At 68.1% G+C, this 22,129-nt stretch carries 33 protein-coding genes and 1 tRNA gene; 25 read left to right on the top strand and 9 right to left on the bottom strand.

Going from position 1 to position 22,129, the window contains the following annotated elements; genetic code table 11:
* Nucleotides 1-105: 105 nt before the first annotated feature.
* From ACIBEJ_RS34620 to ACIBEJ_RS34610, 3 genes are read right to left on the bottom strand one after another with little or no spacing between them, the layout of a single operon-like run.
* Nucleotides 106-945 (bottom strand): hypothetical protein, encoded by an 840-nt coding sequence (locus tag ACIBEJ_RS34620; RefSeq protein WP_397187103.1) that lies wholly within the window; start codon nucleotides 943-945, stop codon nucleotides 106-108.
* Complete coding sequence (locus ACIBEJ_RS34615; RefSeq protein ID WP_397187102.1) at nucleotides 942-1,214, bottom strand: hypothetical protein; 273 nt, start codon at nucleotides 1,212-1,214, stop codon at nucleotides 942-944. The genes ACIBEJ_RS34620 and ACIBEJ_RS34615 overlap by 4 nt, the downstream gene beginning before the upstream one ends.
* The gene (locus ACIBEJ_RS34610; RefSeq protein ID WP_397187101.1) at nucleotides 1,211-1,456 is read right to left on the bottom strand and encodes a helix-turn-helix domain-containing protein; all 246 of its coding nucleotides are present in this window, start codon (nucleotides 1,454-1,456) and stop codon (nucleotides 1,211-1,213) included. Before ACIBEJ_RS34610 ends, ACIBEJ_RS34615 begins: the two co-directional genes overlap by 4 nt.
* Before the next feature lie 166 nt (nucleotides 1,457-1,622).
* Between ACIBEJ_RS34610 and ACIBEJ_RS34605 the strand changes: the two genes are divergently transcribed.
* Nucleotides 1,623-2,267, top strand: coding sequence for a hypothetical protein (locus tag ACIBEJ_RS34605; RefSeq protein WP_397187100.1), 645 nt, complete (start codon nucleotides 1,623-1,625; stop codon nucleotides 2,265-2,267).
* A 14-nt stretch (nucleotides 2,268-2,281) separates the two neighbouring features.
* On the opposite strand, the gene ACIBEJ_RS34600 is transcribed toward ACIBEJ_RS34605, so the two are convergent.
* Nucleotides 2,282-2,569, bottom strand: a complete 288-nt coding sequence (locus ACIBEJ_RS34600) for a hypothetical protein (RefSeq protein WP_397187099.1) — start codon at nucleotides 2,567-2,569, stop codon at nucleotides 2,282-2,284.
* A gap of 300 nt (nucleotides 2,570-2,869) precedes the next feature.
* On the bottom strand, nucleotides 2,870-3,859 hold the full coding sequence (locus tag ACIBEJ_RS34595) for a tyrosine-type recombinase/integrase (protein WP_397187098.1): 990 nt from the start codon (nucleotides 3,857-3,859) through the stop codon (nucleotides 2,870-2,872).
* 87 nt (nucleotides 3,860-3,946) lie between these two features.
* Between ACIBEJ_RS34595 and ACIBEJ_RS34590 the strand changes: the two genes are divergently transcribed.
* Nucleotides 3,947-4,020, top strand: a tRNA-Arg gene (locus ACIBEJ_RS34590).
* A 6-nt stretch (nucleotides 4,021-4,026) separates the two neighbouring features.
* Here ACIBEJ_RS34590 and ACIBEJ_RS34585 read toward each other — a convergent pair.
* The 4 genes from ACIBEJ_RS34585 to ACIBEJ_RS34570 all read right to left on the bottom strand — a co-directional run bounded on the left by ACIBEJ_RS34585 (nucleotide 4,027) and on the right by ACIBEJ_RS34570 (nucleotide 7,630).
* A complete protein-coding gene (locus ACIBEJ_RS34585; protein WP_397187097.1) occupies nucleotides 4,027-5,667 on the bottom strand; it encodes a tyrosine-type recombinase/integrase in 1,641 nt (546 codons plus the stop codon).
* Between the two features lie 13 nt (nucleotides 5,668-5,680).
* Complete coding sequence (locus ACIBEJ_RS34580; RefSeq protein WP_397187096.1) at nucleotides 5,681-6,424, bottom strand: hypothetical protein; 744 nt, start codon at nucleotides 6,422-6,424, stop codon at nucleotides 5,681-5,683.
* Entirely contained in the window at nucleotides 6,421-6,846 is a 426-nt protein-coding gene (locus ACIBEJ_RS34575) for a hypothetical protein (protein ID WP_397187095.1), read from the bottom strand. Before ACIBEJ_RS34575 ends, ACIBEJ_RS34580 begins: the two co-directional genes overlap by 4 nt.
* A gap of 196 nt (nucleotides 6,847-7,042) precedes the next feature.
* The gene (locus ACIBEJ_RS34570) at nucleotides 7,043-7,630 is read right to left on the bottom strand and encodes a multiprotein-bridging factor 1 family protein (RefSeq protein ID WP_397187094.1); all 588 of its coding nucleotides are present in this window, start codon (nucleotides 7,628-7,630) and stop codon (nucleotides 7,043-7,045) included.
* A gap of 90 nt (nucleotides 7,631-7,720) precedes the next feature.
* Here ACIBEJ_RS34570 and ACIBEJ_RS34565 point away from each other — a divergent pair, with 90 nt between their 5' ends.
* The 23 genes from ACIBEJ_RS34565 (at nucleotide 7,721) to ACIBEJ_RS34455 (ending at nucleotide 22,111) form a co-directional block, all read left to right on the top strand.
* Nucleotides 7,721-8,224, top strand: coding sequence for a hypothetical protein (locus tag ACIBEJ_RS34565; RefSeq protein WP_397187093.1), 504 nt, complete (start codon nucleotides 7,721-7,723; stop codon nucleotides 8,222-8,224).
* Nucleotides 8,225-8,300: 76 nt separating this feature from the next.
* Nucleotides 8,301-8,561: a hypothetical protein gene (locus tag ACIBEJ_RS34560; RefSeq protein WP_397187092.1), complete on the top strand. Its 261-nt coding sequence runs from the start codon at nucleotides 8,301-8,303 to the stop codon at nucleotides 8,559-8,561.
* Nucleotides 8,561-8,857: a hypothetical protein gene (locus tag ACIBEJ_RS34555; protein ID WP_397187091.1), complete on the top strand. Its 297-nt coding sequence runs from the start codon at nucleotides 8,561-8,563 to the stop codon at nucleotides 8,855-8,857. The genes ACIBEJ_RS34560 and ACIBEJ_RS34555 overlap by 1 nt, the downstream gene beginning before the upstream one ends.
* Nucleotides 8,854-9,396 carry a hypothetical protein gene (locus tag ACIBEJ_RS34550; protein ID WP_397187090.1) on the top strand — a complete coding sequence of 181 codons (543 nt, stop codon included), beginning with the start codon at nucleotides 8,854-8,856 and terminating at the stop codon, nucleotides 9,394-9,396. The genes ACIBEJ_RS34555 and ACIBEJ_RS34550 overlap by 4 nt, the downstream gene beginning before the upstream one ends.
* Entirely contained in the window at nucleotides 9,393-9,659 is a 267-nt protein-coding gene (locus ACIBEJ_RS34545) for a hypothetical protein (protein WP_397187089.1), read from the top strand. Before ACIBEJ_RS34550 ends, ACIBEJ_RS34545 begins: the two co-directional genes overlap by 4 nt.
* Nucleotides 9,656-10,267, top strand: coding sequence for a hypothetical protein (locus tag ACIBEJ_RS34540; protein WP_397187088.1), 612 nt, complete (start codon nucleotides 9,656-9,658; stop codon nucleotides 10,265-10,267). Before ACIBEJ_RS34545 ends, ACIBEJ_RS34540 begins: the two co-directional genes overlap by 4 nt.
* Nucleotides 10,264-11,280: a YqaJ viral recombinase family protein gene (locus ACIBEJ_RS34535; protein ID WP_397187087.1), complete on the top strand. Its 1,017-nt coding sequence runs from the start codon at nucleotides 10,264-10,266 to the stop codon at nucleotides 11,278-11,280. The genes ACIBEJ_RS34540 and ACIBEJ_RS34535 overlap by 4 nt, the downstream gene beginning before the upstream one ends.
* Entirely contained in the window at nucleotides 11,277-12,086 is an 810-nt protein-coding gene (locus ACIBEJ_RS34530; protein ID WP_397187086.1) for an ERF family protein, read from the top strand. The genes ACIBEJ_RS34535 and ACIBEJ_RS34530 overlap by 4 nt, the downstream gene beginning before the upstream one ends.
* Nucleotides 12,083-12,460, top strand: a complete 378-nt coding sequence (locus ACIBEJ_RS34525; RefSeq protein WP_397187085.1) for a hypothetical protein — start codon at nucleotides 12,083-12,085, stop codon at nucleotides 12,458-12,460. Before ACIBEJ_RS34530 ends, ACIBEJ_RS34525 begins: the two co-directional genes overlap by 4 nt.
* Nucleotides 12,457-12,807 carry a hypothetical protein gene (locus ACIBEJ_RS34520; RefSeq protein WP_397187084.1) on the top strand — a complete coding sequence of 117 codons (351 nt, stop codon included), beginning with the start codon at nucleotides 12,457-12,459 and terminating at the stop codon, nucleotides 12,805-12,807. The genes ACIBEJ_RS34525 and ACIBEJ_RS34520 overlap by 4 nt, the downstream gene beginning before the upstream one ends.
* Nucleotides 12,804-13,112, top strand: coding sequence for a hypothetical protein (locus ACIBEJ_RS34515; protein WP_397187083.1), 309 nt, complete (start codon nucleotides 12,804-12,806; stop codon nucleotides 13,110-13,112). Before ACIBEJ_RS34520 ends, ACIBEJ_RS34515 begins: the two co-directional genes overlap by 4 nt.
* Nucleotides 13,109-13,840 carry a hypothetical protein gene (locus ACIBEJ_RS34510; RefSeq protein ID WP_397187082.1) on the top strand — a complete coding sequence of 244 codons (732 nt, stop codon included), beginning with the start codon at nucleotides 13,109-13,111 and terminating at the stop codon, nucleotides 13,838-13,840. Before ACIBEJ_RS34515 ends, ACIBEJ_RS34510 begins: the two co-directional genes overlap by 4 nt.
* The gene (locus ACIBEJ_RS34505) at nucleotides 13,833-14,045 is read left to right on the top strand and encodes a hypothetical protein (protein ID WP_397187081.1); all 213 of its coding nucleotides are present in this window, start codon (nucleotides 13,833-13,835) and stop codon (nucleotides 14,043-14,045) included. Before ACIBEJ_RS34510 ends, ACIBEJ_RS34505 begins: the two co-directional genes overlap by 8 nt.
* Entirely contained in the window at nucleotides 14,042-14,317 is a 276-nt protein-coding gene (locus ACIBEJ_RS34500; RefSeq protein ID WP_397187080.1) for a hypothetical protein, read from the top strand. Before ACIBEJ_RS34505 ends, ACIBEJ_RS34500 begins: the two co-directional genes overlap by 4 nt.
* Entirely contained in the window at nucleotides 14,314-16,131 is a 1,818-nt protein-coding gene (locus ACIBEJ_RS34495) for a DNA cytosine methyltransferase (RefSeq protein WP_397187079.1), read from the top strand. Before ACIBEJ_RS34500 ends, ACIBEJ_RS34495 begins: the two co-directional genes overlap by 4 nt.
* Nucleotides 16,128-16,880, top strand: coding sequence for a WhiB family transcriptional regulator (locus ACIBEJ_RS34490; RefSeq protein WP_397187078.1), 753 nt, complete (start codon nucleotides 16,128-16,130; stop codon nucleotides 16,878-16,880). Before ACIBEJ_RS34495 ends, ACIBEJ_RS34490 begins: the two co-directional genes overlap by 4 nt.
* A complete protein-coding gene (locus tag ACIBEJ_RS34485) occupies nucleotides 16,877-17,254 on the top strand; it encodes a hypothetical protein (protein ID WP_397187077.1) in 378 nt (125 codons plus the stop codon). The genes ACIBEJ_RS34490 and ACIBEJ_RS34485 overlap by 4 nt, the downstream gene beginning before the upstream one ends.
* Nucleotides 17,251-18,348 carry a DNA polymerase III subunit beta gene (gene dnaN / locus ACIBEJ_RS34480; RefSeq protein ID WP_397187076.1) on the top strand — a complete coding sequence of 366 codons (1,098 nt, stop codon included), beginning with the start codon at nucleotides 17,251-17,253 and terminating at the stop codon, nucleotides 18,346-18,348. Before ACIBEJ_RS34485 ends, dnaN begins: the two co-directional genes overlap by 4 nt.
* A complete protein-coding gene (locus tag ACIBEJ_RS34475) occupies nucleotides 18,345-19,646 on the top strand; it encodes a helicase-related protein (RefSeq protein WP_397187075.1) in 1,302 nt (433 codons plus the stop codon). Before dnaN ends, ACIBEJ_RS34475 begins: the two co-directional genes overlap by 4 nt.
* Nucleotides 19,643-20,623: a DNA-methyltransferase gene (locus tag ACIBEJ_RS34470; protein WP_397187074.1), complete on the top strand. Its 981-nt coding sequence runs from the start codon at nucleotides 19,643-19,645 to the stop codon at nucleotides 20,621-20,623. Before ACIBEJ_RS34475 ends, ACIBEJ_RS34470 begins: the two co-directional genes overlap by 4 nt.
* On the top strand, nucleotides 20,620-21,630 hold the full coding sequence (locus ACIBEJ_RS34465) for a DNA-methyltransferase (RefSeq protein ID WP_397187073.1): 1,011 nt from the start codon (nucleotides 20,620-20,622) through the stop codon (nucleotides 21,628-21,630). The genes ACIBEJ_RS34470 and ACIBEJ_RS34465 overlap by 4 nt, the downstream gene beginning before the upstream one ends.
* Complete coding sequence (locus ACIBEJ_RS34460; protein ID WP_397187072.1) at nucleotides 21,627-21,932, top strand: MerR family transcriptional regulator; 306 nt, start codon at nucleotides 21,627-21,629, stop codon at nucleotides 21,930-21,932. The genes ACIBEJ_RS34465 and ACIBEJ_RS34460 overlap by 4 nt, the downstream gene beginning before the upstream one ends.
* Nucleotides 21,929-22,111, top strand: a complete 183-nt coding sequence (locus ACIBEJ_RS34455) for a hypothetical protein (RefSeq protein ID WP_397187071.1) — start codon at nucleotides 21,929-21,931, stop codon at nucleotides 22,109-22,111. Before ACIBEJ_RS34460 ends, ACIBEJ_RS34455 begins: the two co-directional genes overlap by 4 nt.
* Nucleotides 22,112-22,129: the final 18 nt, after the last annotated feature.

Raw genomic sequence — 22,129 nt, 5'->3', positions numbered from 1 at the left:
CACAGACCGAGGTGCTCTCGGTGCGAGCCGCGATCTTGTCCCTGAAGACCCTTTTCGGGCTCAGCGGGCGCTGCTTGAACTGGACGACGTTCGACTTCTTCGCCATCACGACTCGCCTCCGAACAGGGCGTAGTCAGGAGCGGGCGCGTGCTCGGCGGCGTAGTACATGTCCCAGACCTCTTCGAACAGAGGCAGGTCCTTGCGAGTCCACGCGTTGGTCTCCCGCACGGAACCCGAGGCGGTGTCCTCAGATCGCTTCTCTGGAATGGTTCGCCCTTCGGCCAGCGCCACCTTGACCAGGCGCCGCCCGAACCACGACTGCGCAGCCTTGATCTGCGCCTTCTTCAGTCCTTTGGACTTGAGGAAGTCCGGGACGTATAGCGGCAGATCGTCATGGTCGACCTCGGGCTCTTCGCCCAAGCCGATCGCGGTCTGAATGCGGATCTTCAGGCGCAGCCAGGCGGCGTCCAGGTAGCCGTCGCCGGCCTTCAGTAGCTCGATGCGGGCTTGCGCCAGTTGGGCGCGGTCGATCGCCTCGGAGCGCTGCTCGTGAGTCGCGACCTCCTCCAGGTTGAGGAGGTAAGCGCGGACTTCCTTGGCGACCTGAGACCCCGTGAGGATCTGGCCGACGTTGAGGATCGCCCTGCGGCTGAAGACAGCCACGCGGCGGGTCTGCGGGGACAGTTCGAGGGTGTCACCGATGACACTCTCAAATTCGGCCCGCGACATGACCTTGTAGCCGTTGCCGGAGAGTTCCTCGCGGTTGCGCTTGACGATCTGGTCGATCGCCTCCGGGGTCACCTCGTAGTAGCTGGCCACCAGCTCGGTCGTGGCGTGGACGCCGTCAGGCAGAAGACTGAGCGCCTTGACCTTGTCGAGAACGTCGACCCGGTTGGCGTGCTCGGCCCGAACCGCTTGGGACTGAATCAGGGCGAGCTCGTTCATGCCGCCTCGCCAGAAGCTTTGCGGGCCTTGGCCTGGCGCATCTTGAGCGCACGCTTCTCGTAGTAGGCCGTCTTGGCGTTCTCCGCGCGCTTGAGCCGCGCTGGGTACGGCATGAGCGAGTCCGGATCGACCTTGCGCATCCAGTAGTCGATGCTCGCGGGCGACTTCTTCCGGGCTTCCAGGGTCGCGGCAGCCCGGTCGGGCTCGCCGGCCCAGCGGGTGTGAGCAGCGATCCTTGCCTGCGTGGAGCGTTCCTGCGGCGTGCTCACAGATCCCCCTCGGGGGTCGAGAGCACGATTAAGTCGGCTTTCGTGCAGCGGAGGATGCGGCAGAGGGCTCCGAAGAGCTTGGGGCTGGGTTGCCGCTTGCCCGACTCGAGCCGGTAGATCGTGGATGGATAGACGTTGCGGCCGAGCTCCTGTGTGAGCAGGGCGGCTAGGACCGTTCCGGACAGCTCGCGGTCCTCGCGTGTCTCACGGAGCTTGCCGCCGTCAATGACTGCGGATCGCATGAAGCCAAGTTATGCCAAGTTGTGGTCGATGGGAAGCAAGTTAGGCAAGATTCTTTGGCTAACTTGCTTCTACTTGTCTCTTCTTGTGCTCCTGACCAGCAAACACGGAAGCTTGACACAAGACTGTGCCTAGACGTGCCAAGTTAAGTCAGGCACACTCGTCACCATGCGAGGGCTAGACGAGCAAGGCTTGGAGTGGCGGATCGCCCTCGGCACCCACATGGAGGAGCGCCGTACGCACCTGGGCCTCACATGGCAGCAGGTCTCCGAGAACTCCGGAATCAGCACCCAAGCACTGCGTGACATCCGCGAGAAAACCGGCGGGATTCGCAAACTCACCAAGAGAGGCATCGAGAAGGCGCTGGCCTGGAAGCCCGGAAGCATCGACCGCATCCTCGAGGGCAAGCCGCCGATCGAAGACGACGACGCATGGCCCCCCGAGATTCACAGCATCCGCATCGTCCCCGGGCCAGCCTCCGGGGCCGACTCTCACACGGTCCAGCGGTGGTTCAAGGCGGAGCTTGGGCGGCGAGGCCTCGAGCTACTCGACATCACCGCACCACTTGACACGTTGCGCGCGATCGCCGACCACAACGACCAGACGTTGGGCGAGCTGCTGATTGAAGCAGGCGTGGCGGTACCAGAGGAACTGATCGTCCGGCGGCCAGGCGCCGCCGCGATCACGCAGTTCCAGCAAGACTACGAGCGCATAATGGCGTCCCCGCACCTTTCAAGATCTGAACGCAGAGCCCTGGAGAAGCAACACCAAGAGGCTCTGGAGAATCTTGAAAAAGGTGGCGGGGACGCGTAAACCGAATGCCCTCTTCAGGCGACTGTCTCTAGCCGTTTGCGCTTCCGGCTAGCCTTCTCACGCTCCTCTTTGTACGCCTCCTCCAGGCGGAGCGTGGCGATCCTCATCCGAGCCTGACCCAGTGCATCGTGGTCCGGCCCTACCACCCAGAGTGCGGCTGTCGCGAACGAGCTGACCAGCGCGAATAGCCAGATCGTCAGATACACCTGGATGTGGGGCTGGATCACTGTCGCCGCGACCAAAGCGACACACGCTACCCCCGTAGCGCTCTTCGCGATCCAGCCCTTCGTGCGTTTGTTCACGTGCTCCCCTTCACGGCCGTGTCGCAGTCGCAGACGGGCGGCCCTACTGCGGCGTTTCCTTTTCCCGAGGCAGCGCAGTGCAATGACCATAGGTCACTCATGCTGCTTGTGGAATAGGACACATGACGTTTTCTCGCGCACGTCCACCACGAATCACCCGTGAGGATACGCGGTCTTACGCTCCGTGATTGTTGTCGGCTTCAACGACTCCGCTATGAGCCGATATGCCCGCAATACCCCGGTTGGCGAAGTAAGTGGAACGTAGCAACTTCGCTACGCCCCATCGGGAGCCCCAGCTCGCTAGATGCGGTCTCCCGGCGAGAGCCGAGCATGCGCCTGCCTCGCGCGACGATCCGCGGCGCTTCTGCCGTAGCGGCGCACCATCTCCCATGAGGACCATCCAGCTATTCGCATCAGGTCGGACTCGTTGCCGCCGCCCTCTAGCCAGTCGTCGGCAAAGGTGTGACGGAAGCGGTGGGCATGCACGTTCGTGACGCCGGCGCGGAAGCCGCGACGCCTGAGCATCTGCTGGATCCCGGAGACGTTCAACCGCCCCTTCTTGCCAAGCCACAGCCACTCACTTTCCGCCTCTGGGTGGCGCGCTCGGGCACGTAGGTAGCGGTCAAGGTCTCGTGCCGCCTTCTTCCCGATGGGTACCAGGAAGATGTCCCCTCCCTTCTTCCGGACGCGGAGAAGCTTCTGCTGGAGAAGTACGTCGCTCTTGTCGGGGTCGGCGCTTACGCGCATGCCCGCGACGCTGGACACGCGCAGCCCTGTGTCCATGAAGATCCGCATGATGGCCGTGTCTCGTCGATCTTCGATCCCCGCCCCCGAGCACTCCTTGAGCAGCGCCCGCAGGTCGTCGTCGCCAAAGGTGTCGGTCGGCTTGTCGGGGACGGTGGGGCGGACCACGTTGGCCATCGGGTGGGGGCTGGTGCGCTCCCCTTCCTTGATCAGCCAGTTGAAGTAGGCCTTGAGGTTGCGGTAGTGCTTGTCCGTGTTGCCAGGGCTCGTCTGCTTGACGAGGCAGTCGCAGGGCAGCTCAGCTTCTTTGTCCCTCCAGCAGCCGTGGAGGGATGCCGCGAGGAACGCGCGGATGTGCTCCGCCTCGATTCCCTCTACACGGACGGGCATGGAATGATGCTCCAGGTATGCACAGAACAGGCGCCCCGTCGCCATGTAGGAGATGATCGTGCCGGTGGAACGGTTGGCCGATTCCAGCGCTAGCGCCCAGGAATCGAGTAGGCCATCGAGACGCGGTGATCTATCCTGTTTGCGGGTGGGGGACATGGGCGGATCCTATGCTCTACTCTTTGCGTGCACGAGGGTTTCGAGGAGAGGATCTTCGAAGCGCTGCACGTCAGACAACTAAACCCGGCGCCCTTAGCTCAGCTGGATAGAGCATCGGACTTCTAATCCGACGGTCGCAGGTTCGAATCCTGCAGGGCGCGCAACGATCAGCCTTCTGAGCTGGTCTTACGTCGCGAGCGTGAATCCGATGGGTCGTGCGGGCGGAGTTGGGAGACCGAAGGGGGACCGTCAGTTTCGGACGCCTCCCCCACGACCACCTTCCGCGGGACCAGCGCGACACTCGCCTCGGCCGCCGAGCGCGCCAGATCCGGCAGCACCGACGTATAGGTGTCCGACGTGATCGCCTGACTGGAGTGCCGCAGCATCGCCGAGGTGGTCTTCATGTCGTTGCCGGCCGCCAGCGACAGCGTGGCCGCGCCGTGGCGGAGGTCGTGCAGCCGGATCGGCGGAACCCCCGCGGCGAAAGCCAGACGCTCGAAGTGCTCGCTCACCCAGTCCGGCTGCAGCGGACTGCCGTCCTCTCGGCAGAAGATGCGGCCGGCGGCGTTCTGCCACGACCCGGCCCACGCCAGTTCCTCCTCGCGCTGGCGCTGGCGATGGATACGCAGCAGCTTCATGCTGGTGACGTCGAGCGCGACCTGGGCGACGGACGACTGCGTCTTGGGCTCGCCCTCGGTTACTTTTCGGCGCACGAGGGTGAGCTGCTTCTCGACGGAGAGCACCCCCTCCTCCCAATCGAAGTCCACCCAGCGCGCGCCGCACGCCTCGCCGCGGCGCAAGCCCCGGAACGCCACCAGGTGGAACAGCGCGTACAGCCGATCCGACGCCGCATGATCAAGGAATGCGCCGAGTTGCACCGGCGTCCACACCATGACCGGGGATGGTCGCAGATCCTTCGCGGTCCACACGCTGACCGCCGACACCGAGGGCAGGTCCGGGGCTTTGCGTACCGCCGCCAGCCGCGCCTTGAACGCGTCATTGAACGCCTCCACGCGCGGCTTGGTCCACACCAATCCCGTTGGCCGCGGCGCCGACTCCAGCGACACCAGTTCGGCCGCGTTGAACGTGACGAGATGCTCGCGCTGCGCGCTACTCAACACCGTCCGGATCGTGGCCCGGATGCGCTGCTTGGTCGTTGGACCTGTAGGTCGTTGGCCCCGGACCGACCTGCGCACTTCCGGATCGTCCGACTGCCGGGCTTCGAGGAGCGCCGCGTTCTTCTCCTCGATCCGCTCGAAGACCTGTTCCACGGCGGGTGCGTACAGGCGGTCGAGCCGCACAGGGTCGAGTATCTCCCCGAAGTGTTTGTCGTGGTGGCCGATGTAGCCGATCAGCGTGGACTCCCTGATGTCCTTCAGCCGCTCGCGTCGGGCTCTCCACTTCGCCCAGTACTCCCCGAAGGTCATCGACCGGAGAGGCTGACCAGCTTGAAACTTACGGTGGAGTTCCTCGAACTCAGGAAGCGGCGCCTTCTTCCTGTGCGCCGCCCGGATCATGTCAAGGATCTCCAGCCGAGCCTCGTGCCCGTCGGGCCCGGCGTCCGGGACGGAGAGGAGGTCCCCCGCCGTGTCGTAGTACGCGTTCAGCTCCGCCTCAGTTGCGAACCCACCTAACCGCAGGTGGATGCGCTTCCCGTCCGGTCCTGGCGCGACCTCGGCCTTGCCATACCACGAGCCGTGGTTCGGATTCCACGACCCGTTCGCCCGGCGTAGTTTCGGGCATCGGGCGCCCAGTTCGCGCCCATGCTCGTCGCGGCACTTGCAGCGCTTGAATCCGTTGCCGTTCATGCGCTCTCCGGGGCTAGAGGAGGCAGACGTCGAGCAGCGGGTCCACATCCACGTGCACGAGGCCGTCGCACTCCGCGGCGGCCGCCGGCGGCGGCTCGGGACTCGGCTCGGTCGGGGGCGCCTCCACTGTAGGTGACGGCGCGGGGGCGGCGCTGGTACGCGGGGGTGGCGCCGGCGGCCCGGTACCGCGGGCGCTCGGCACGACCTCCTCCTCCGGGCTGGCCGGGGCAGTCGTGGTGGACCGCGCGGTAGGCCGTCTCGTGGGCGGTGGCGGCGGAGACGTCCTCCGCTGCGCCGGCACGGTGGCGGTGGGCGCCAAGGGGCTCGGCGTCCGTCCGGCGTGTACGGCGGGCGGCGAGCTGCGGGTGCGCGTGCGGGCCGGAGTCGCGGTGGGTGATGGCTCCGCGGTGGTGGCGGTGACGCTGACCGTGGGCAGCGCGCCGACCGGCGGGACGGGAGGGGTGTCACGCTCCAGCGGGGCGGTGAGCGCGATGACTGCCCCGCCCGCCACGGCCACGCCGGCGGTGCTCACCGCCGCGACCGCACGCGGGTGGTTGTGCAAGAGCAGCAGCAGCGGCAGCGGCAGGAACGCCGCGAGCCCGCGACGCCACGGCGCCAGGACGTCCATGATGGCCCGGGTCCGTGCGCGACCGTGGAGGTCGGCGTCGACCTCCACGATGACGACGCCGTCCTCCTCGTAGGCGATCGCGGGCACGTGCAGGTCCTTGACGGGCCGGACCTCGAAAGGTGGCATCACGACTGGCCCTCACCGTACCGATCCCGCAGGAAATGCCATAAATCCCGGGCCTCACGCGGGTCATACTGGTCCCCGCGTGCAGGGACCATGAAGACGCGCTCGCGTCCTCCGATGACCTTGCGTACGCGTTGTGCCCGGCTCGCACGGGACCGCATCGCATGCCGGATCTCGATGGGCGTCGTGGAGTCGTCGACGAAGTCCCGCTCCTCCGTCCGGTTGCGACTCATCCGTGCCATCGTCGTGTAGGCCAGTTCGAGTTGAGCGACCAGTTCCTGGTTCCGCCGTTGCAGGAATTCGCTGCTCTCTTGAGCACTCGCGACCGCTTCATGCCGGGCGAGCGTGACCTCGATGGCGCTTAAGACCTTCTGGATCAGGACCGCTTCGATCTCGGGGTCGTCAAAGTGTTCGGCGATCGGAACCACCCCCTGCGGCGCCTTTGGCGCAGACGTGCACTTTCGTACCGCCCGCCCCCCACGCGGGTATGTCCGTCCACACTCATCCCGAATGGGCGTATCGGCCAGAGGCGTTGCCGGATTGTGACCTAGTACTTTCCGGCCGAAGTGCAGCCCGACCACGGGATATCGCCGCAAACCGGGGCGAGCCGCAACTTAGTTCCGGCTACCCGCCGTTGTTGCGGCTTGGGAACTGGCGCACCACGCCCGACTGCCCATGCCCAGTCGCCTCGTCTACAGCCATGCGTGTGGCGCGTAGGACGCCGATCAACTGCTCGCGGATGACGGGCGACAGCACGTCGATCTCCCAGATGAGCTGTTCAGCCTCGTCGGGGTACTTGCGCGGCTTCGGCGGCTCGGCCGCCGCCTGCTCGGCTGCGGTCCTTACGGGAAGTTCGTCCGGCGCGGCCATGCCGGCGTGGACGAGCATCTCGCCGAGCGAGTAGCCGAGGGCGTGCCCCATCTTGCGGAGGATGGCGATCTCGACGCCACGGTCCTCGTTGAGCACGCGATTGATGATCGATACGTCGATGTCGGCTTCGCGAGCGAGCTGCGACTGTCCTCCGCGCTGCACGTTGTAGCCGCGGCGGGTTAGCTCACCTCGCAGCCAAACCCCAAGCTGACCAGGTGTTTTGCCCACGAGCACAGATGATATCGCGGTGATCAGAACCCGAATAGGCCCCTTGCTGTGCAGCAAAACCTGACTGGAGATGTTTACCCACGTGGGGCCCCAAGTTTGCTGAAGAAAAATCATGAAACACCTATTGCTATGACGCACAGCATGGAGTTACGTTGCTTGTGCTACACAGCATAGAGATCGCTCTTCAGACATCAGGAGGCTCCAATGGCGCGAGTCCAGTTGCGCCTCGAAGAGTTCGAGAACCGCATCAGCCGAAATCCCGAACTCGGCTCCCAAAGCGCCCAGGCCCGCGCAATCGGCGTCCCCATCACCACCCACCACCGCGTCCTCCACGGCACCCGCGAACCGTCCGGCGCCTACGTCATCGGGCTGCTGCTGCTCTTCGCGAGCCCGGCCCTCGCGGCCGAGATCCGCGACCTGTTCGAGGTCGATCTCGAAGTGACCCCACCGGTGCGAAAGGACAAGGCACTGTCCGTCGAGGAGGTCCTCGCCCTGCCCGCTTCGGTCGATATCAAGACCGCGGGCCTGGCCATCGGCATCGGTCGTACCAAGGCGCACGAACTCGCCCGCGCGGGCGAGTTCCCTTGTCCGGTCTTGCCCGTCGGCAACCAGTACAAGGTGCCCAAGGCCGCGATCCTCGCCGTGCTCCGTCTGCAGCAGCCGGAGGAGCAGACGTCCGCACAGCCCGCGACGTCCGCCGTCGCCTGACAACCCGCGAGGCCCGGCCCCTTCTGCCTCGGCCGAGCCCCGCAACTCCGCATCCATCTCACGAACGGACGCGAACATGACCATCCTCGCAGACCACGTCAACCAGCAGACCGACGAGCCGCTGCACCGCGCGCTCAGCACGCTGGCCGCGAACTACCTGGAGCACCGCGGCCAGCCCGGCGGCGACCTACTGCTCTCCGCGCTCCAGGCGGCGATCCGCGCTGCCTGGCCGCAGATGCCCATCTCGGAGGCCCCCGCCGTGGCCGGACGCCTGATCGGGCAGGCCGCCGAAGTCGTGGCTCTGACGATCGTTCACGACGACCACGAAGGTGCCTGATGGAGCGCCCGACCGGCATCCCCGCCGGCGCCACCATGACCGTCAGGGTCCGCGACAGCCTCGCCGAGCACTGGCAGGACGCGACGTTCAAGCCCCAGGTCGTCACCATCACGGTCCCGGCCATCTGCACCGTGTGCGGCGGCCCCCGCGGCGAGGTGCGCGAGCACCAGGCCGCCGTCAACGACCATCCGTACATCGTGGACGTCTGGGACAACGCGTGCGGCCACGTCGACATGTACGAGGACGTCATCCAGGAGGCGCGCGCCATCGTCCTCCAGGCGGGCGGTGGCGCATGACCGCGCTGCCCACCGACGACATCGCCGTCTCCTCGAACCGATCCAGACTGTTTGAGCTGGCCGGGCTGGCCCTCGTCGACCTCTCCCGGCGTCCGCTGACACAGCCGTGGCGTTGGAGCGTCATCGAAGGCAATCCGCCCTGGTACCCCCTCATCAGCTTGACCGCGTCGCTGTCTCCCTACGAGATCCGCGCCATCTCGGACCGGCGGGACGTTCTCGTGGCGTGGGCGGCGAATCTGGGGGCCTACGTCACAGGCGAGCAGGGCGACCATGCCGACACCCTGCGCCTCAAGACGCTGCACATGAGCGTTCACCTGGATCTATCGACCACCCTGACCGGCGAGTTCACAAAGGGCATGCGTGATTGGGGCTCCCGTCCCGGACAGTCGATTTGCGTTTTCGGGTTCGGGTGTGGGTTCAAGGACTTCGCAGTCCCGCTCGGAGAGCACGAGCGCACTGCTCACATTCCCTGTGTCAGGTGTGGCGCCGTCCCAACTGGTCCCCTGCCGGTCCGCCACTACGAAGGGTGCAGGACGTGAAGGCCCAGCTGCCCACCATCCCCGTGGACGCCGCCGCGATCCGGGACCGCCACCTCATCCAGACCGACGAGCAACTCGTCCGCGTCCGCCACACCTACCGCTCGGCGCCCGGCCAATTCGTGTTCGTGTGGGTCTCCGCCGAGCCGATCACCAACGGCACGCCCCGCATCGGCTCGATCGAGGTCGCTGGGGGCGACACCGTGCAGTGCGTGCGCGTCGCCGACTGGCTGGCCTCGGTACGGCGAGAGGCGGCGACGGCATGAGCCTCCACGGTGCACAGGCATTCTTGATCGACGCCGACTACGACCGGGACAGGGCGAGCGACGGACGATCCCGGTACGGGTACTACGTGCGCGACCGCGCCGAACAATTCCGCGAGGCATGGGACTGGGATGAGTCACGACCGGCTCGTTTCGCGGCCACCGCGTGGCGGGTCGCAACCGGACCGATCATGGCCCCTGGCTACGTTCGCCACCACCCGCGGCTGCTCTCTGCCGGTGTCGAGGTCAACGACTGGGACGGCTCGCTGGTCGGCACCGCCTCGCTGGTCACGTCCTGGCCGCAGCCGCTGGCCGCCTCCCGCGAATGGCGCACCGGAGACACGTGGTGGCGCGACTGGCCCACCGAAGCGCTGTGGGGATCCGACGGCGTCCGCTACCTCGACCCCAGCGGCCAGGAGATCAGCCGAGGTCAGCACTTCCTGATGGCCAGCGCCGCCCTGGCGTTCCCGCTGCCCACTCAGTCGCTCCCTCCGCTGGGGTCTGAACCTACCGCCGACCTGGTGTCGCTGGCCCATTCATACGTCGAGGTGCTTGTGGCGGAGATGAACCGCATCGTCACCCCGGTGCTCGACACCTTGGAGCGGTCATGACGGTCGCTGCCGCGCACGGGCGCCGAGTCACGCCGACCGCCCGCCTCGTCCTCCCCGCCACCGCCGACCGCGACTCGTGGCTGACCGCGCGCCGCAGCGGCATCGGCAGCTCTGACGTGCCCGACTGCCTGGACGTCGGATACAAGACCCCCTCCCACATCTACTACGGCAAGCTCGGCGAACTGCCCGAGGACGACCTCGGCGAGCCCGGCCTGTGGGGAACGCTCCACGAGGAGACAATCGCCCGCGAGTGGTACCGCCGCAACCGGTCCGTCGGCCGCCGAATCGGCCTGGTCGCGCACATGGACGAGCCGTGGATGATGTGCACGCTCGACCGGCAGGTCGCCGAGTGCCCGCTCACGCCGGCCACCCGCGAGCGGTGCGCCCTGGAGGTCAAGCACCGTTCAGCGTGGGCGGCATCCCGCTGGCGCCGCGCCGTACCGGACGACGTGCTCGCGCAGACGCTGTGGCAGATCGCCGTCACCGGCTACGACCACATCCACACCGCCGTGCTCATCGGCGGAAACGACTACCGGCAGCACGTGATCCGGCGGCCCGGCAACGAGCAGTTGCTCGCCGACATCGTCACCGTGGCCAGGCAGATGTGGCAGCGCGTCCAGGACCGCACCCCGCCGCCGGCGACGGGCGACCCCGAGCGGCTGCTCGACCTGTGGGACCGGCTCCACCCGGACCGCGACGGGGTGGCCGACCTCGACGGCACCGACGCCTACGAGGTGCTGCTCGACTACGAGGACGCGCGCCTCCGTGAGAAGGCGGCCAAGGCCGAGAAGGAGCACGCGAAAGCCCGGCTCGTCGAGTTGCTCGGCGGCGCCCAGATGGGCTCGTTCGGCAACGACTACGCGTACGGCCTGAACCCGTCGAACCGCGCGGTACCCGACCTGGAGCGCCTGGCCGAGGAGTTCCCGGCGGCCTACGCCGCATGCGTGGAGGACCGGGCCGGCGTCCGCCTGCACATCGCCAAGCAGCACCGACTGACGGAGGCGATCTCATGAGCCTCGCAGACAAGGCCGCCGCCATGGCCCGGCCCGACGAAGGCGACCAGCCCCCTACCGACGACGTACGCCCGGCCGCATCCGTACGGCCGGAGCCCCTGCCCGACATCAACATCCCGGTGCCTGAGGGCGGCCCCGCCAAGGTGCCCGTCCAGGTGGCCTGGGCCAACGTGATGGGCGAGGTTCGCGGCGTCGTCAAGGACCACGACATGACCGAGGGTCCGCGCTTCAAGTACCGGGGAGTCGACGACGCGCTCAACGTCTTCGGGCCCGCCTGCCGCGCGCACGGCGTGCTCGTCCTGCCGTACCGCGTCGACGCGTCCTATCGGGACACCAAGACGTCCCGCGACAAGCCGACCCGCGAGTGCACGGTCCTCGTCACCTATCGGATTTACGGGCCGGAAGGCGACTACCTGGAAGTGCAGGCCGCCGGTGAGTCGCTCGACACCGGCGACAAGGGCACCGCGAAGGCTCAGGCGGTCGCCCTGCGCACGCTTCTTTACCACGCGGGGCTCGTACCTACCCGAGACCCGGACCCGGACGCGGCCCACGTCGAGCGTGGCGAGGCCCCCGTCCGCCGCGCGGGCGACTACGTGGAGGAGATCCACGACCCGCGCACCAGCATCCCCCGCCTCAAGCAGATCAAGTACGAGATCCAGCAGTCCCGGCAGAGCGAGGTGCTGGTGACGAACGAGGTCGGTGACGACGAGCCAATCATGCGGATGATCAACCGCGTCGGGAACGAGCGCCTCGCCGCCGCGTCGAGTCCTTCCCCCGATCCCACGTCTCACGGAGACCGGCCATGACCACACAGACGATCGAACTAACGCTCACCCCGGCCGCCCTCGCGCTGGCCGCCGCCGACGTCATCGAGCGGCAGGGCAAGGCCCACGGCAACTACTACGACGAGTCCTCGGGCCTGCCGCCGCGCGAGGCGCCCGTGGACGCGCTGGGCGCCGTCGCCATCGCGGGCGGCTTCGACCCGCACGCGTGGGAGGACGACCTGGACGCGACCGGCGGGTGGCGGCTCGTCCTCGACACCGCCGACATGCTCATCGACTGGTTCGGCCTCGACCACGACGAGACGTACGCCGACTCGCTCGGCGCCTGGTCCGACGAGCGCGACCAGGCCACCGTGGTCGGCGAGCTGTGCGACGCCGCACTGGGGGTGCTCTCATGAGCGGGAACTGCTGGATCCTCGAACGCCCCGACGGGTCACTCTTCAGTGGCGACTGGCCGGCCATCACCCACTTCGAGACCGACAACAAAGCTCGCGAACGAGCGAGCAGGCTCGTCAGCGCAGGCTGGACACCGCGCCGACTCGGCCACACCTGCGTGGTCGTGAAGTGCGGCCAATGCGGCGACACCTTCGACGGCGGCACCGCCTACCACTTCGATTCGCTCGATGAAGCCGTAGCCGAGCTGGAGGGGTGCGGCGACTGGGCCCGTCTCTCTGACGGCTCCTTCCGGTGCGGTCTATGCAGGTCGCAGCAGGCCGGCGCGGTCCAGGAGGTGCTCGCATCATGAGCACCTACCTCGTCTGGTCAAACCAGCACCACGCCTACTGGGGCCAGAGCGGCGGCTACACCACCAACTGGCTGGAGGCCGGCCGCTACACCATCGAGGACGCCGCCGAGCGCTGCGGACGCCGCACCTGGGAGCCGCGCAGGCCGCCGCCCGAGGTGATGGTCCTCGCGCCCGACGGCGAGCAGGACACGTTCACCATCGCGGAGCTGTGCGCCATCCCCGGCCAGCTCCAGGACGCCATCCGGAAGGCCAACCGCGCCGCCATCATCAACCGCCGCGCGAAGAGCAGGGAGACCGCGTCATGAGCCAGGACATCGCCCAGCGGTTCGCCCGCGAGACCCGCCTCCACAAGCTGGTCATGCTGCACGACGACGGCCTGTACCGACACCTGCGCGCCAGAGGCAGGCACGGTTTCTACTGGTTCGACATCGTCACCTGGCCCGGGAGCCTCGCCATCCGAGGCGACCTCAACGCCGCGTACGTGTTCTCGCGCACGACCGACATGTTCGAGTTCTTCCGCATGCGCGTTGACGGTTCGATCAACCCGCACTACTGGGCGGAGAAGCTGCCCGAAGGGCGCCGATCCGTCCAGACGTACTCCGAGGACGCCCTGCGCAAGCACATCAGGGACGCGCTCCAGGAGGAGTACGAGACCTTCCTGCACAACCGGCTCGCCGAAACGGCGTGGGGTCTCGGACTGGACGACGTCAATCTCCTGCCCCCGGAGCTAGCCAAGCCCTGCCGGAAGGCCGCCCGCGACCACATGCGCGACCTGCGCAAGGCGGTTCACGAGCACTTCTTCGACGATTGGCCAGGCTTCGGAACGCAGGGCGAGGACGACGCACTGCGTGGACTGGACGAGTTCAACTTCAAGCCGGAGAGCGGCCACGAGTTCCGATTCGAGGACTGGCAGGAGTGGGACCTCCGCGACTGGGACTGGTCGTTTCTGTGGGCCTGCCACGCGATCGTCTGGGCCATCACGAGGTACGACCTGGCGAAGGCCGCCCGGGGGGCGGTGGCCAGCGATGCCTGACCTGTCTCTGCTGGTCGTGCTCCTCCTCGTGGGCGGCCCCTCCGCGCTCACCTGGGCGATCACCCGGAACTACTTCGTCAACCGGCACGCGGCCATCACCGACGCCCTCGAATGGCTCGTCGAGGCCGCCAGCGACGAAGACGCCCACGGGCTCGACGCCGCCCTCGCCCACGCCGACACGCTCATTGACCGGGACGCGCCGTGACCCGCCGCGCCGCCGCCGTCGTGCCCGCGCTTCCCTCGGGCACGACGGCCACCAACCTCTACCCGCGGGCGTGGGCGTGCTGGGCCGCTGGCGTCCTCGGCAGCTTCGCCGCCATCGAGGCCATCGCGCTCGTACGCGCCCCCGGCCACGGCACCCTCACCGCGCAACTCCGGCGCCGCCGAGCCATCAGCGCCGCCGGGATCGCCCTGTTCGGGGCCTGGGCTACCGCCCACATCGGCTGGCAAGGACACGGCCGGAAGGAGACCCGGTGAGTCGCCGACCTTCGCAACAGCGCCGCGTTGCGGCCTTTCGGCCCGCCGTACGCCGACGCCGGTTCCGCCACGACGACCTCGTTGCCGTGGACCTGTTCTCCGGCTTCGGCGGTCTGACCCAGGGCATCGAACTCGCCGGCTTCACCACGATCATGGCCGCGAACCACAACGCCTACAAGGTCGAAGTCCACGAGGCCAACCACCCCCACGCCGAACATTGGATCGCAGACCTGGTCGACCCGGAGGCGTCCGACTACCACTCCGCCAGGGACCTGCCTGCGGCTGATCTCTTGGTTGCTGGCGTGAGCTGCGTGAACCACTCGCAGGCCAACACCAAGAAGGCGTACGAGCGGCGCATGTCGCTGTTCGACCTCGACGACCCCGAGTTCGAGGAACGCGTCACCAGGTCCGAGCGCGACCGCGCCACAGCGAACTGCGTCCTTCACTACGCCGCACAGCATCACCCGCGGATGATCCTCGTCGAGTGCACCACCGAGCTGACCTCGTGGGGGCCGGCGGTGCCAGGCAAGAAGTACGGCGACGGCAGCACCTACCGCTGGTGGCTCAAGCAGTTCGGGGTCCTGGGTTACAAGCATCGCGTGCTCTACCTCAACAGCATGTTCTTCGGCGTCCCGCAGTCGCGCGACCGGTTCTACGCCATCTTCTGGGATGAGCGCCTGCCCACCCCGGACCTCGACCACCGGCCCGAATCGTGGTGCTCGGGCTGCGGCACCATCGTGCAAGCCCGCTGGACTTGGCGGACCGGGATTCCGCCAACCGGCAGCGTCCGGTACGGCAAGCAGTACGAGTACCGGTGTCCCTCCTGCCGGCGAGTGGTAATCCCCCCATGCGCGCCGTCGATCAACGCCCTTGACCTGTCCAACCTCGGCACCCGGATCGGCGACCGGCCGCTCCGGGAGTTCACGGACAAGGTGACAGGCCAGAGCGTCCTCAGCCCGCTTGCACCGTCCACCATGGCTCGCGCCGAGCGGTGCAGGCAGAGGTTCGCTGACTTCCCCGCCGTGCTCATGCCAGCGAAAGCGGAGCGGGGGTCCGAGCGGCATCCGTGGCAGCCGCTCGTGACGCAGACCAGCCAACAGGAGACCGCGATCCTCTCCACGGGCGCGGTGATCGCCGCCGTGGGCAACACCTACGAGCGTCCCGGATCCGACTGCCGTACCCGCACCCTGGGCGAGCCGCTGCCGTCCCAGACCGCGACCAACACGCAGGCGCTGTTCACACCCCCGGTCGCCCTGACCGGTCAGGTGATGGTGGCCCACCGGCACAACGGCGACGGCAAGCACATCACCCAGCCGATGGACACGATCACCAGCACGCACGAGAAGGCCGTGCTGCTCGCCGCCGTGGACAACTTCCAGGGTGCACCGCGCGGGGTGGACGAGGCGCTCCCGACGCAGGGCGGCTCGGAGACGCTGGCGCTTCTCTCGGCCGGAGTCCTCCCCTTCCGCAAGAACACCGTCCCCACGTCCCACCTCGAAGCCATGCCGACCGTTACCACCGACCAGATCCCCGGCCTGCTCACCGCGACCGGGACCGCACCGCAAGCCGGATGGCGCTACGTCCTCGCGAACCTGCCGCTGGAGGACTGCTTCCTCCGCATGATGTTCCCGTATGAGATCGGTGAGGGCTGCGGCTTCAACGTCGGCTTCCCCGGCCATCAGGGCACCTTCAAAGTCTGGGGCTCCGCACGCGACCAGGTCGACGGCTTCGGTAACGCCGTCAGCCCTGCCGTCGGGCAATGGATCGGCGGCCGACTCCGGCCCGCGCTTCACGCCGAGGAGCGTGGCGCATGAACGAGGGACGGTACAGCAGCCGCGACCACGACGCCGAATGGATCCTCCAGAAGGAGCGCGTCCACACGGACATGCTCACGCAGAAGAACGCGGGCGCGAGGCGCACGGGAAGCTACTTCGCTCGCGGCGCACCTCAGGTCATCGAGGAATCCACCCCCTCACAGCGGGAATCCACGCGCAAGCGGCTCACCGCCGCCGCGGCTCGACTCGGCGCCTCCGACGACGACCTGCAGACGGTGCTCGACATGCTCGGGATCAGCGAGCAGGCGCTCGTCACCCGGTACACCGCCCTGGGCAACCGGCGCAAACCGCACGGCGCGTGCCGTACGTGCGGGAGGCCGAGTATCGCGCTTCGGCGCGACCGCACTCTCGTATCGCACACACCCCGCCCCGGGATGCGGCTCGACGACACCACCCGCTGCCTGGGCAGCGGTCGCCACGCCGACAAGGCGTTTCAGGTCGACGCGCCAGTTCCCAAGGCCGTGCCGACGCCGGCACCAGCCGACCGGGGGCCCAAGCCAGTCCAGGTCGACACCGAGTGCCGTGACGACCCCGAGCTGTTCTTTCCCGCCTCCTACGGCCCGTCACACGCCAGGCAGGTCGAGGAAGCGAAGGGCGCGTGCGGACGCTGCCCCGTCGCCGCGGCGTGCCTCCGGTACGCGCTCGACATCGAGGAGTACGAGCACGGCATCTGGGGCGGCACAACCCCCCACGAGCGCCGAGACCTGACCAGGAAGGCGGCGGCATGACGCACATCAACGACATGAGAGACCTGATCCGTCCCTGGTGGCGTGGTCGTAACGGCGACCACGTCAAGGCCGACTGCCTCATCCTCGCCGCCGACGTCACGGCTACCGAAGGCACTGGATGGTTCAACCTCGCCACGGCGGCGAGCAACCTGTGCCCGGCCTGCTTCTCCTGGGACGCAGAGTGCGACTCCTGCGGCGCGTCCCTCTCCCGAGAAGAACGCGGACCACACGACGAGGCGGCCGCCTGGAAATGGACTCGCGAGCACTTCTGCGCTCCCGCCTTCACGATCACCCCGCTGCTTCGCCCCTCACAGCCCGCACCCTCCCCCCTCTCCGACCAACTGGAGCTGTTCGCCTTGGAGGCGCGCCGATGAAACTCACCCTGCCCGCCAGCGTGTTCGCCGACGCCGTCGCATGGGCCGCGCGCACCCTGCCCCAGCGGCCCACCATCCCCGTCCTCGCCGGCCTCCTCCTCGACGCCGACCCCGATGGCACGCTCACCATCGGCGCGTTCGACTACGACCTCTCCGCCAAAGCCACCGTGCAGGCGGACGTCGCCGAGCCCGGCCGCATCCTCGTCAGCGGGCGCCTCCTCGCCCAGATCGTGGCCAGCCTCCCCGACAAACCCGTCGAGCTGTCCACGTCCGGCGCCGAGGTCGAACTGCGCTGCGGGCCCGCCGAGTTCGGGCTGACCACCATGCCCGTCGAGGACTACCCGGCGCTCCCCGAGCCGCCCGCCACCCTCGGGCAGGTGGATGCCGCCCTGCTGCGGGCCGCACTCGCCCAGGTGGTTCCCGCCGCATCCCCGGACGAGACGCTCATCATGCTCACCGGCGTCCGGATCGACCTAGACGCCGACGGCATCGAGATGGCCGCCACCGACCGCTACCGGCTGGCCGCCCGCGCACTGCCGTGGCAACCCACCGCCCACACGGCCGACATCGGGGTGCTCGTCCCAGCCAAAGCGCTGAAAGACGTCGGGAAGGGCTTCGCCGACGGGCCCGTCGGCATCGGCGCCGACAGCAGCCAGTTCGCCCTCACCTCCGCCGGTCGGCAGATCATCGTGCGGCTGCTCGACTCCGAGTTCGTCAACTACCGGGCCAACCTCGCCAACGTCACCGCGCCGATCACCGCCCGCGTGGACGTGGCCCCGCTGGTCGAAGCGATCAAGCGGGTGGCGCTGGTCGCCGAGCGGAACACCCCCGTACGACTGGCGTTCACGACAGGCCAGGTGGAGGTGTCGGCGGGCGGCGGCGACCTCGGCCGGGGCAGCGAGGCCGTGGCGTGCATCCTCGACGGCGCGGACGAGGTCACCGTCGCATTCCTGCCTGCATTCCTCCTGGACGGGGTTCACGGCGTCGCCGGCGACGTGGTCACCATCTCGATGCCCGAAAGCCACGGCCGGGTGCTGATCGGTGGCGACGATCCGGAGTACCGCTACCTCACCCTGCCGCTGAGGCAGTCATGACCGTCACCTACGCCGACTTCCTGGCCGGCAAGAAGCAGCGCGTAGGCGCACACGGTCCGGTGGTGAACCTGGGCGACATCCACCCGATGCTGCACGAGTGGCAGCGGCGCATCGTCGCGTGGGCGGTGCGCGTCGGCCGGTCGGCGGTCTGGGCCGACACCGGGCTCGGGAAGACGTTCATACAGGTGGAGTGGGCGCGGCTGTCCGCCGACCGTACTCTCATCGTCGCGCCGCTCGCGGTGTGCCAGCAGACCGTGCGGGAGGCCGCCAAGCTCGGCGTCTCCGCACGGTATGTGCGCTCCGAGAACGACGCGGCCGGGCCTGGCATCTGGGTCACCAACTACGAGATGACCCCGCATTTCGACGCTGGCGGCTTCGGCGCCGTCGTCCTCGACGAGTCATCGATCCTCAAGGACTTCACGTCTAAGACGCGCGACAGATTGATCGCCGAGTTCGCTGCGGTGCCCCAGCGACTGGCGTGCACCGCCACGCCCGCGCCCAACGACGTCGCCGAGCTAGCCAACCACGCCGAGTTCCTCGGGGCGGCCACCCGGCGGGAAATGCTCAGCACATACTTCGTGCACGACCAGGCCGGGTGGCGGGTCAAGGGGCACGCCCGCGGACCCATGTACCGATGGATGTCCTCGTGGGCGCTCGCGGTACGGCGGCCCTCCGACCTCGGGTATCCGGACGATGGCTATGACCTGCCAGGGCTCGACGTGGTCCCGCATCTGCTGCCGGTTGACGTCGTCCCGGAAGGGCAGTTGTTCGCCACCGACCTCGGAGGCGTAGGCGGCCGGGCCAAGGTGCGCAAGGCCACCATGGACGCGCGATGCACCCGAGCCGCCGAGCTGGTGCACGCCGAGCCGGGCGAGCCCTGGCTGCTGTGGTGCGGACTCAACAGCGAGGCCGACCTGCTGGCCAAGCTCATTCCAGGCGCCGTTAACGTTCGCGGATCGATGAAGCCGGAACAGAAGGCCGAGCACCTGCTCGCATTCGCCGACGGGCAGATCAGGTGCCTGATCACCAAGCCGGGAATCGCCGCGTACGGGCTCAACTGGCAGCACTGCGCCCGCATGATCTTCGTCGGGCTCAACGACTCCTACGAGCAGTACTACCAGGCGATACGCCGCTGCTACCGCTACGGCCAGACCAGGCCCGTCCACGCCCACATCGTGCTGTCCCAGCTCGAAGGCCAGATCGCCGCCAACGTCGCGCGCAAAGAACTCGAAGCCGCCGCCATCACCGGCGGGCTCGTGGACGAGATGCGCACCTCAACCCTCTGGAGCGCCTCGTGACCGCAGACATCGACCCCGGATACGTCACCGAAGACGCCCGCGGCGAGGGCTGGCACCTCATGCTCGGAGACGCGTGCGAGCGCCTCGCCGAGATCGAGAGCGGTAGCGTCGGCCTGTCCGTCTGCTCGCCGCCGTTCGCCCAGCTCTACAACTACTCGCCCAGCCCGCGCGACCTGTCCAACAGCCGGGACCGGGCCGAGTTCTTCGAGCACTACGCCTTCATTATCCGCGAACAGCTCCGGGTCACCGCGCCGGGTCGGCTGGCGTGCGTGCACGTCCAGCAGGTCACCCTGCAGAAGGCACTCAACGGCGTGATCGGGCTCACCGACTTCCGGGGCCAGGTCATCGCCGCGTTCGAGAACGCCGGATGGATCTTCCACGGCGAGATCACGGTGGACAAGGATCCGCAGGCGCAGGCCATCCGGACGAAGGCACACGCGCTCATGTTCGTCACCAAGGACCGCGACTCGTCCGCCCTCCGCCCTGCGCTGGCCGACTATGTGCTGCTGTTCCGGGCGCCCGGCGACAACCCCGTCCCCGTCAAGACCGACGTCACCAACGATGAGTGGATCGCGTGGGCCCGCCCCATCTGGCCCAGCGTCGGCGACGCCGAAGCGATCGAGGCCATGCAGGACCTCGGGCTCGCGCTGCCACGATCGTGCTGGTACGACATCCGCGAGACCCACACGCTCAACACCCGGGTCGCCAAGGAGGACGCCGACGAACGCCACATCTGCCCGCTGCAACTTGACCTGATCGAACGCTGTATCCGGCTGTGGTCCAACCCATGCGAGGTGGTCTTGTCGCCGTTCGCCGGGATCGGGTCCGAAGGGTACGTCGCGGTCAAGCAGCGCCGCCGGTTTGTCGGCGTCGAGCTGAAGAGTTCCTACTGGCAGACCGCGGTCGCGAACCTGCGCACCGCCGAGCATGAGATGGCCATCCCCGCGCTCTTCGACACCAGCGAGATCGCTCAATGACGGCCGCCATCATCCGGGCCGACGCCCGCGCGCTACCCCTTCCCGACGGCAGCGTCGACCTGATCGTGACCAGTCCGCCGTACTGGGGACTGCGCGACTACCGCGACGCTGGCGGGAGTCTCGCCGGACAGATCGGCGCGGAGCCGACGCCGTGGGGTTACCTCGGGGCGCTGTGGGAGGCCACAGCCGAATGGGTTCGCGTACTCAAGCCTTCGGGGTCGCTGTTCGTCGTCCTCGGCGACAAGTACGCCAACCGCACCCGCGGCGCCTGGCGAGGGTCCTCCGACGGCTACACCTGGCGTGCCGACAGTCCCCGCTACATCCGACCAAAGGACCTGCCTGAGAAGAGCCTGATCGGACTGCCATGGCGGTACGCGATCGGCTGCATTGACCAACTCGGGCTCATCCTGCGCAGCGAAATCGTGTGGTCCAAGCCCTCGCCCATGCCGGAATCCGTGACCGACCGGGCGCGCCGATCCCATGAGCAGGTGTTCCACTTCACCCTGAGGCAGCGCTACTACTCCGACACCGATGCGATTCGCGAGCCTCACAGAGCTCCGCGGCGGGTCGCCGGCGGTACCGCGTTCGGCGCCCGCGACCGAAACCTCACAAGAACCCGAACCGGTCAATACGCCGGCCCACATCCCCTCGGCGCGATCCCCGGGAGCGTCTGGGAAATCGCAACACAGCCTCTGCGCGTCCCCAGCGAGCTGGCCACCGGGCATGACGCCGCGTACCCACCCTCACTGGTCCGGCGGATCGTGGTGGGGTGGTCTCCGACGTGCGGGACGGTGCTCGATCCGTTCGGCGGAACCGGCACCACCGCGCTCATCGCCGATCTGTACGGCCGGCATGGCATCAGCGTGGACCTGTCCGCGGACTACTGCCGGATAGCCGCCTGGCGAGTGCGCGATCCCCGCGAACGGGCGCGCGGCCTTGACCTGCCCGCGCCACCGGAGCGGCCTCACGGCCATCCAACTCTCTTCGGAGACGAGGTGATCGCGTGAGGCCGGCGCTCACCCTCGACCAGGTGCTCAAGCGGGGGCTCACCTACCGCAAGCTCGACTGGTGGACCCGACGCGGGTGGCTGCGCCCTGTCCACGCCGGCGGGTCCGGCACCTCCCGTGTCTGGCCGCAGCCCGAGCTGCAGATCGCCGACCTGATGCGGCGCCTCACCCGCGCCGGCCTCGCTCCGGAGGCTGCGGCTGAGGCGGCCAGGGCGTGCGTCGAGGGTCAGCGGCTGCTCGTCACCATCGGCCCCGGCCTCGTCCTCGCCATCGACACCTCGCTGCTGAGCGAGGCTTCATGACCAGCACGAAGGGCCGCAAATGCGACGGCAAGCGCCGCCACGCTGGCCGCCAGGATGCCGAGCGGGCGCGCGGCAGGCTCATCGAGAAGGGCGCCAACCCGAATTGGCTGAAGGCGTACGCCTGCAAGCACTGCGGCGGATTCCACGTCGGCCACGTCCCCGGGCGGAGGAAGCGATGATGCGCCGCCGAAGACCTG

The organism is Nonomuraea sp. NPDC050790, assembly GCF_044456745.1.
GTDB lineage: Bacteria > Actinomycetota > Actinomycetes > Streptosporangiales > Streptosporangiaceae > Nonomuraea.
Note: the sequence above shows the minus strand (reverse complement) of the source record. Positions and strands in the feature narration are given on the sequence as shown.

Bases quoted from the DNA above. Each gene is read 5' to 3' on its own strand.
- ACIBEJ_RS34620 (WP_397187103.1), bottom strand. From the start codon at position 945: ATGAACGAGCTCGCCCTGATTCAGTCCCAAGCGGTTCGGGCCGAGCAC.
- ACIBEJ_RS34610 (WP_397187101.1), bottom strand. From the start codon at position 1,456: ATGCGATCCGCAGTCATTGACGGCGGCAAGCTCCGTGAGACACGCGAG.
- ACIBEJ_RS34605 (WP_397187100.1), top strand. From the start codon at position 1,623: ATGCGAGGGCTAGACGAGCAAGGCTTGGAGTGGCGGATCGCCCTCGGC.
- ACIBEJ_RS34595 (WP_397187098.1), bottom strand. From the start codon at position 3,859: ATGTCCCCCACCCGCAAACAGGATAGATCACCGCGTCTCGATGGCCTA.
- ACIBEJ_RS34585 (WP_397187097.1), bottom strand. From the start codon at position 5,667: ATGAACGGCAACGGATTCAAGCGCTGCAAGTGCCGCGACGAGCATGGG.
- ACIBEJ_RS34570 (WP_397187094.1), bottom strand. From the start codon at position 7,630: ATGATTTTTCTTCAGCAAACTTGGGGCCCCACGTGGGTAAACATCTCC.
- ACIBEJ_RS34565 (WP_397187093.1), top strand. From the start codon at position 7,721: ATGGCGCGAGTCCAGTTGCGCCTCGAAGAGTTCGAGAACCGCATCAGC.
- ACIBEJ_RS34560 (WP_397187092.1), top strand. From the start codon at position 8,301: ATGACCATCCTCGCAGACCACGTCAACCAGCAGACCGACGAGCCGCTG.
- ACIBEJ_RS34555 (WP_397187091.1), top strand. From the start codon at position 8,561: ATGGAGCGCCCGACCGGCATCCCCGCCGGCGCCACCATGACCGTCAGG.
- ACIBEJ_RS34550 (WP_397187090.1), top strand. From the start codon at position 8,854: ATGACCGCGCTGCCCACCGACGACATCGCCGTCTCCTCGAACCGATCC.
- ACIBEJ_RS34540 (WP_397187088.1), top strand. From the start codon at position 9,656: ATGAGCCTCCACGGTGCACAGGCATTCTTGATCGACGCCGACTACGAC.
- ACIBEJ_RS34535 (WP_397187087.1), top strand. From the start codon at position 10,264: ATGACGGTCGCTGCCGCGCACGGGCGCCGAGTCACGCCGACCGCCCGC.
- ACIBEJ_RS34530 (WP_397187086.1), top strand. From the start codon at position 11,277: ATGAGCCTCGCAGACAAGGCCGCCGCCATGGCCCGGCCCGACGAAGGC.
- ACIBEJ_RS34525 (WP_397187085.1), top strand. From the start codon at position 12,083: ATGACCACACAGACGATCGAACTAACGCTCACCCCGGCCGCCCTCGCG.
- ACIBEJ_RS34520 (WP_397187084.1), top strand. From the start codon at position 12,457: ATGAGCGGGAACTGCTGGATCCTCGAACGCCCCGACGGGTCACTCTTC.
- ACIBEJ_RS34515 (WP_397187083.1), top strand. From the start codon at position 12,804: ATGAGCACCTACCTCGTCTGGTCAAACCAGCACCACGCCTACTGGGGC.
- ACIBEJ_RS34510 (WP_397187082.1), top strand. From the start codon at position 13,109: ATGAGCCAGGACATCGCCCAGCGGTTCGCCCGCGAGACCCGCCTCCAC.
- ACIBEJ_RS34505 (WP_397187081.1), top strand. From the start codon at position 13,833: ATGCCTGACCTGTCTCTGCTGGTCGTGCTCCTCCTCGTGGGCGGCCCC.
- ACIBEJ_RS34490 (WP_397187078.1), top strand. From the start codon at position 16,128: ATGAACGAGGGACGGTACAGCAGCCGCGACCACGACGCCGAATGGATC.
- ACIBEJ_RS34485 (WP_397187077.1), top strand. From the start codon at position 16,877: ATGACGCACATCAACGACATGAGAGACCTGATCCGTCCCTGGTGGCGT.
- dnaN (WP_397187076.1), top strand. From the start codon at position 17,251: ATGAAACTCACCCTGCCCGCCAGCGTGTTCGCCGACGCCGTCGCATGG.
- ACIBEJ_RS34475 (WP_397187075.1), top strand. From the start codon at position 18,345: ATGACCGTCACCTACGCCGACTTCCTGGCCGGCAAGAAGCAGCGCGTA.
- ACIBEJ_RS34465 (WP_397187073.1), top strand. From the start codon at position 20,620: ATGACGGCCGCCATCATCCGGGCCGACGCCCGCGCGCTACCCCTTCCC.
- ACIBEJ_RS34455 (WP_397187071.1), top strand. From the start codon at position 21,929: ATGACCAGCACGAAGGGCCGCAAATGCGACGGCAAGCGCCGCCACGCT.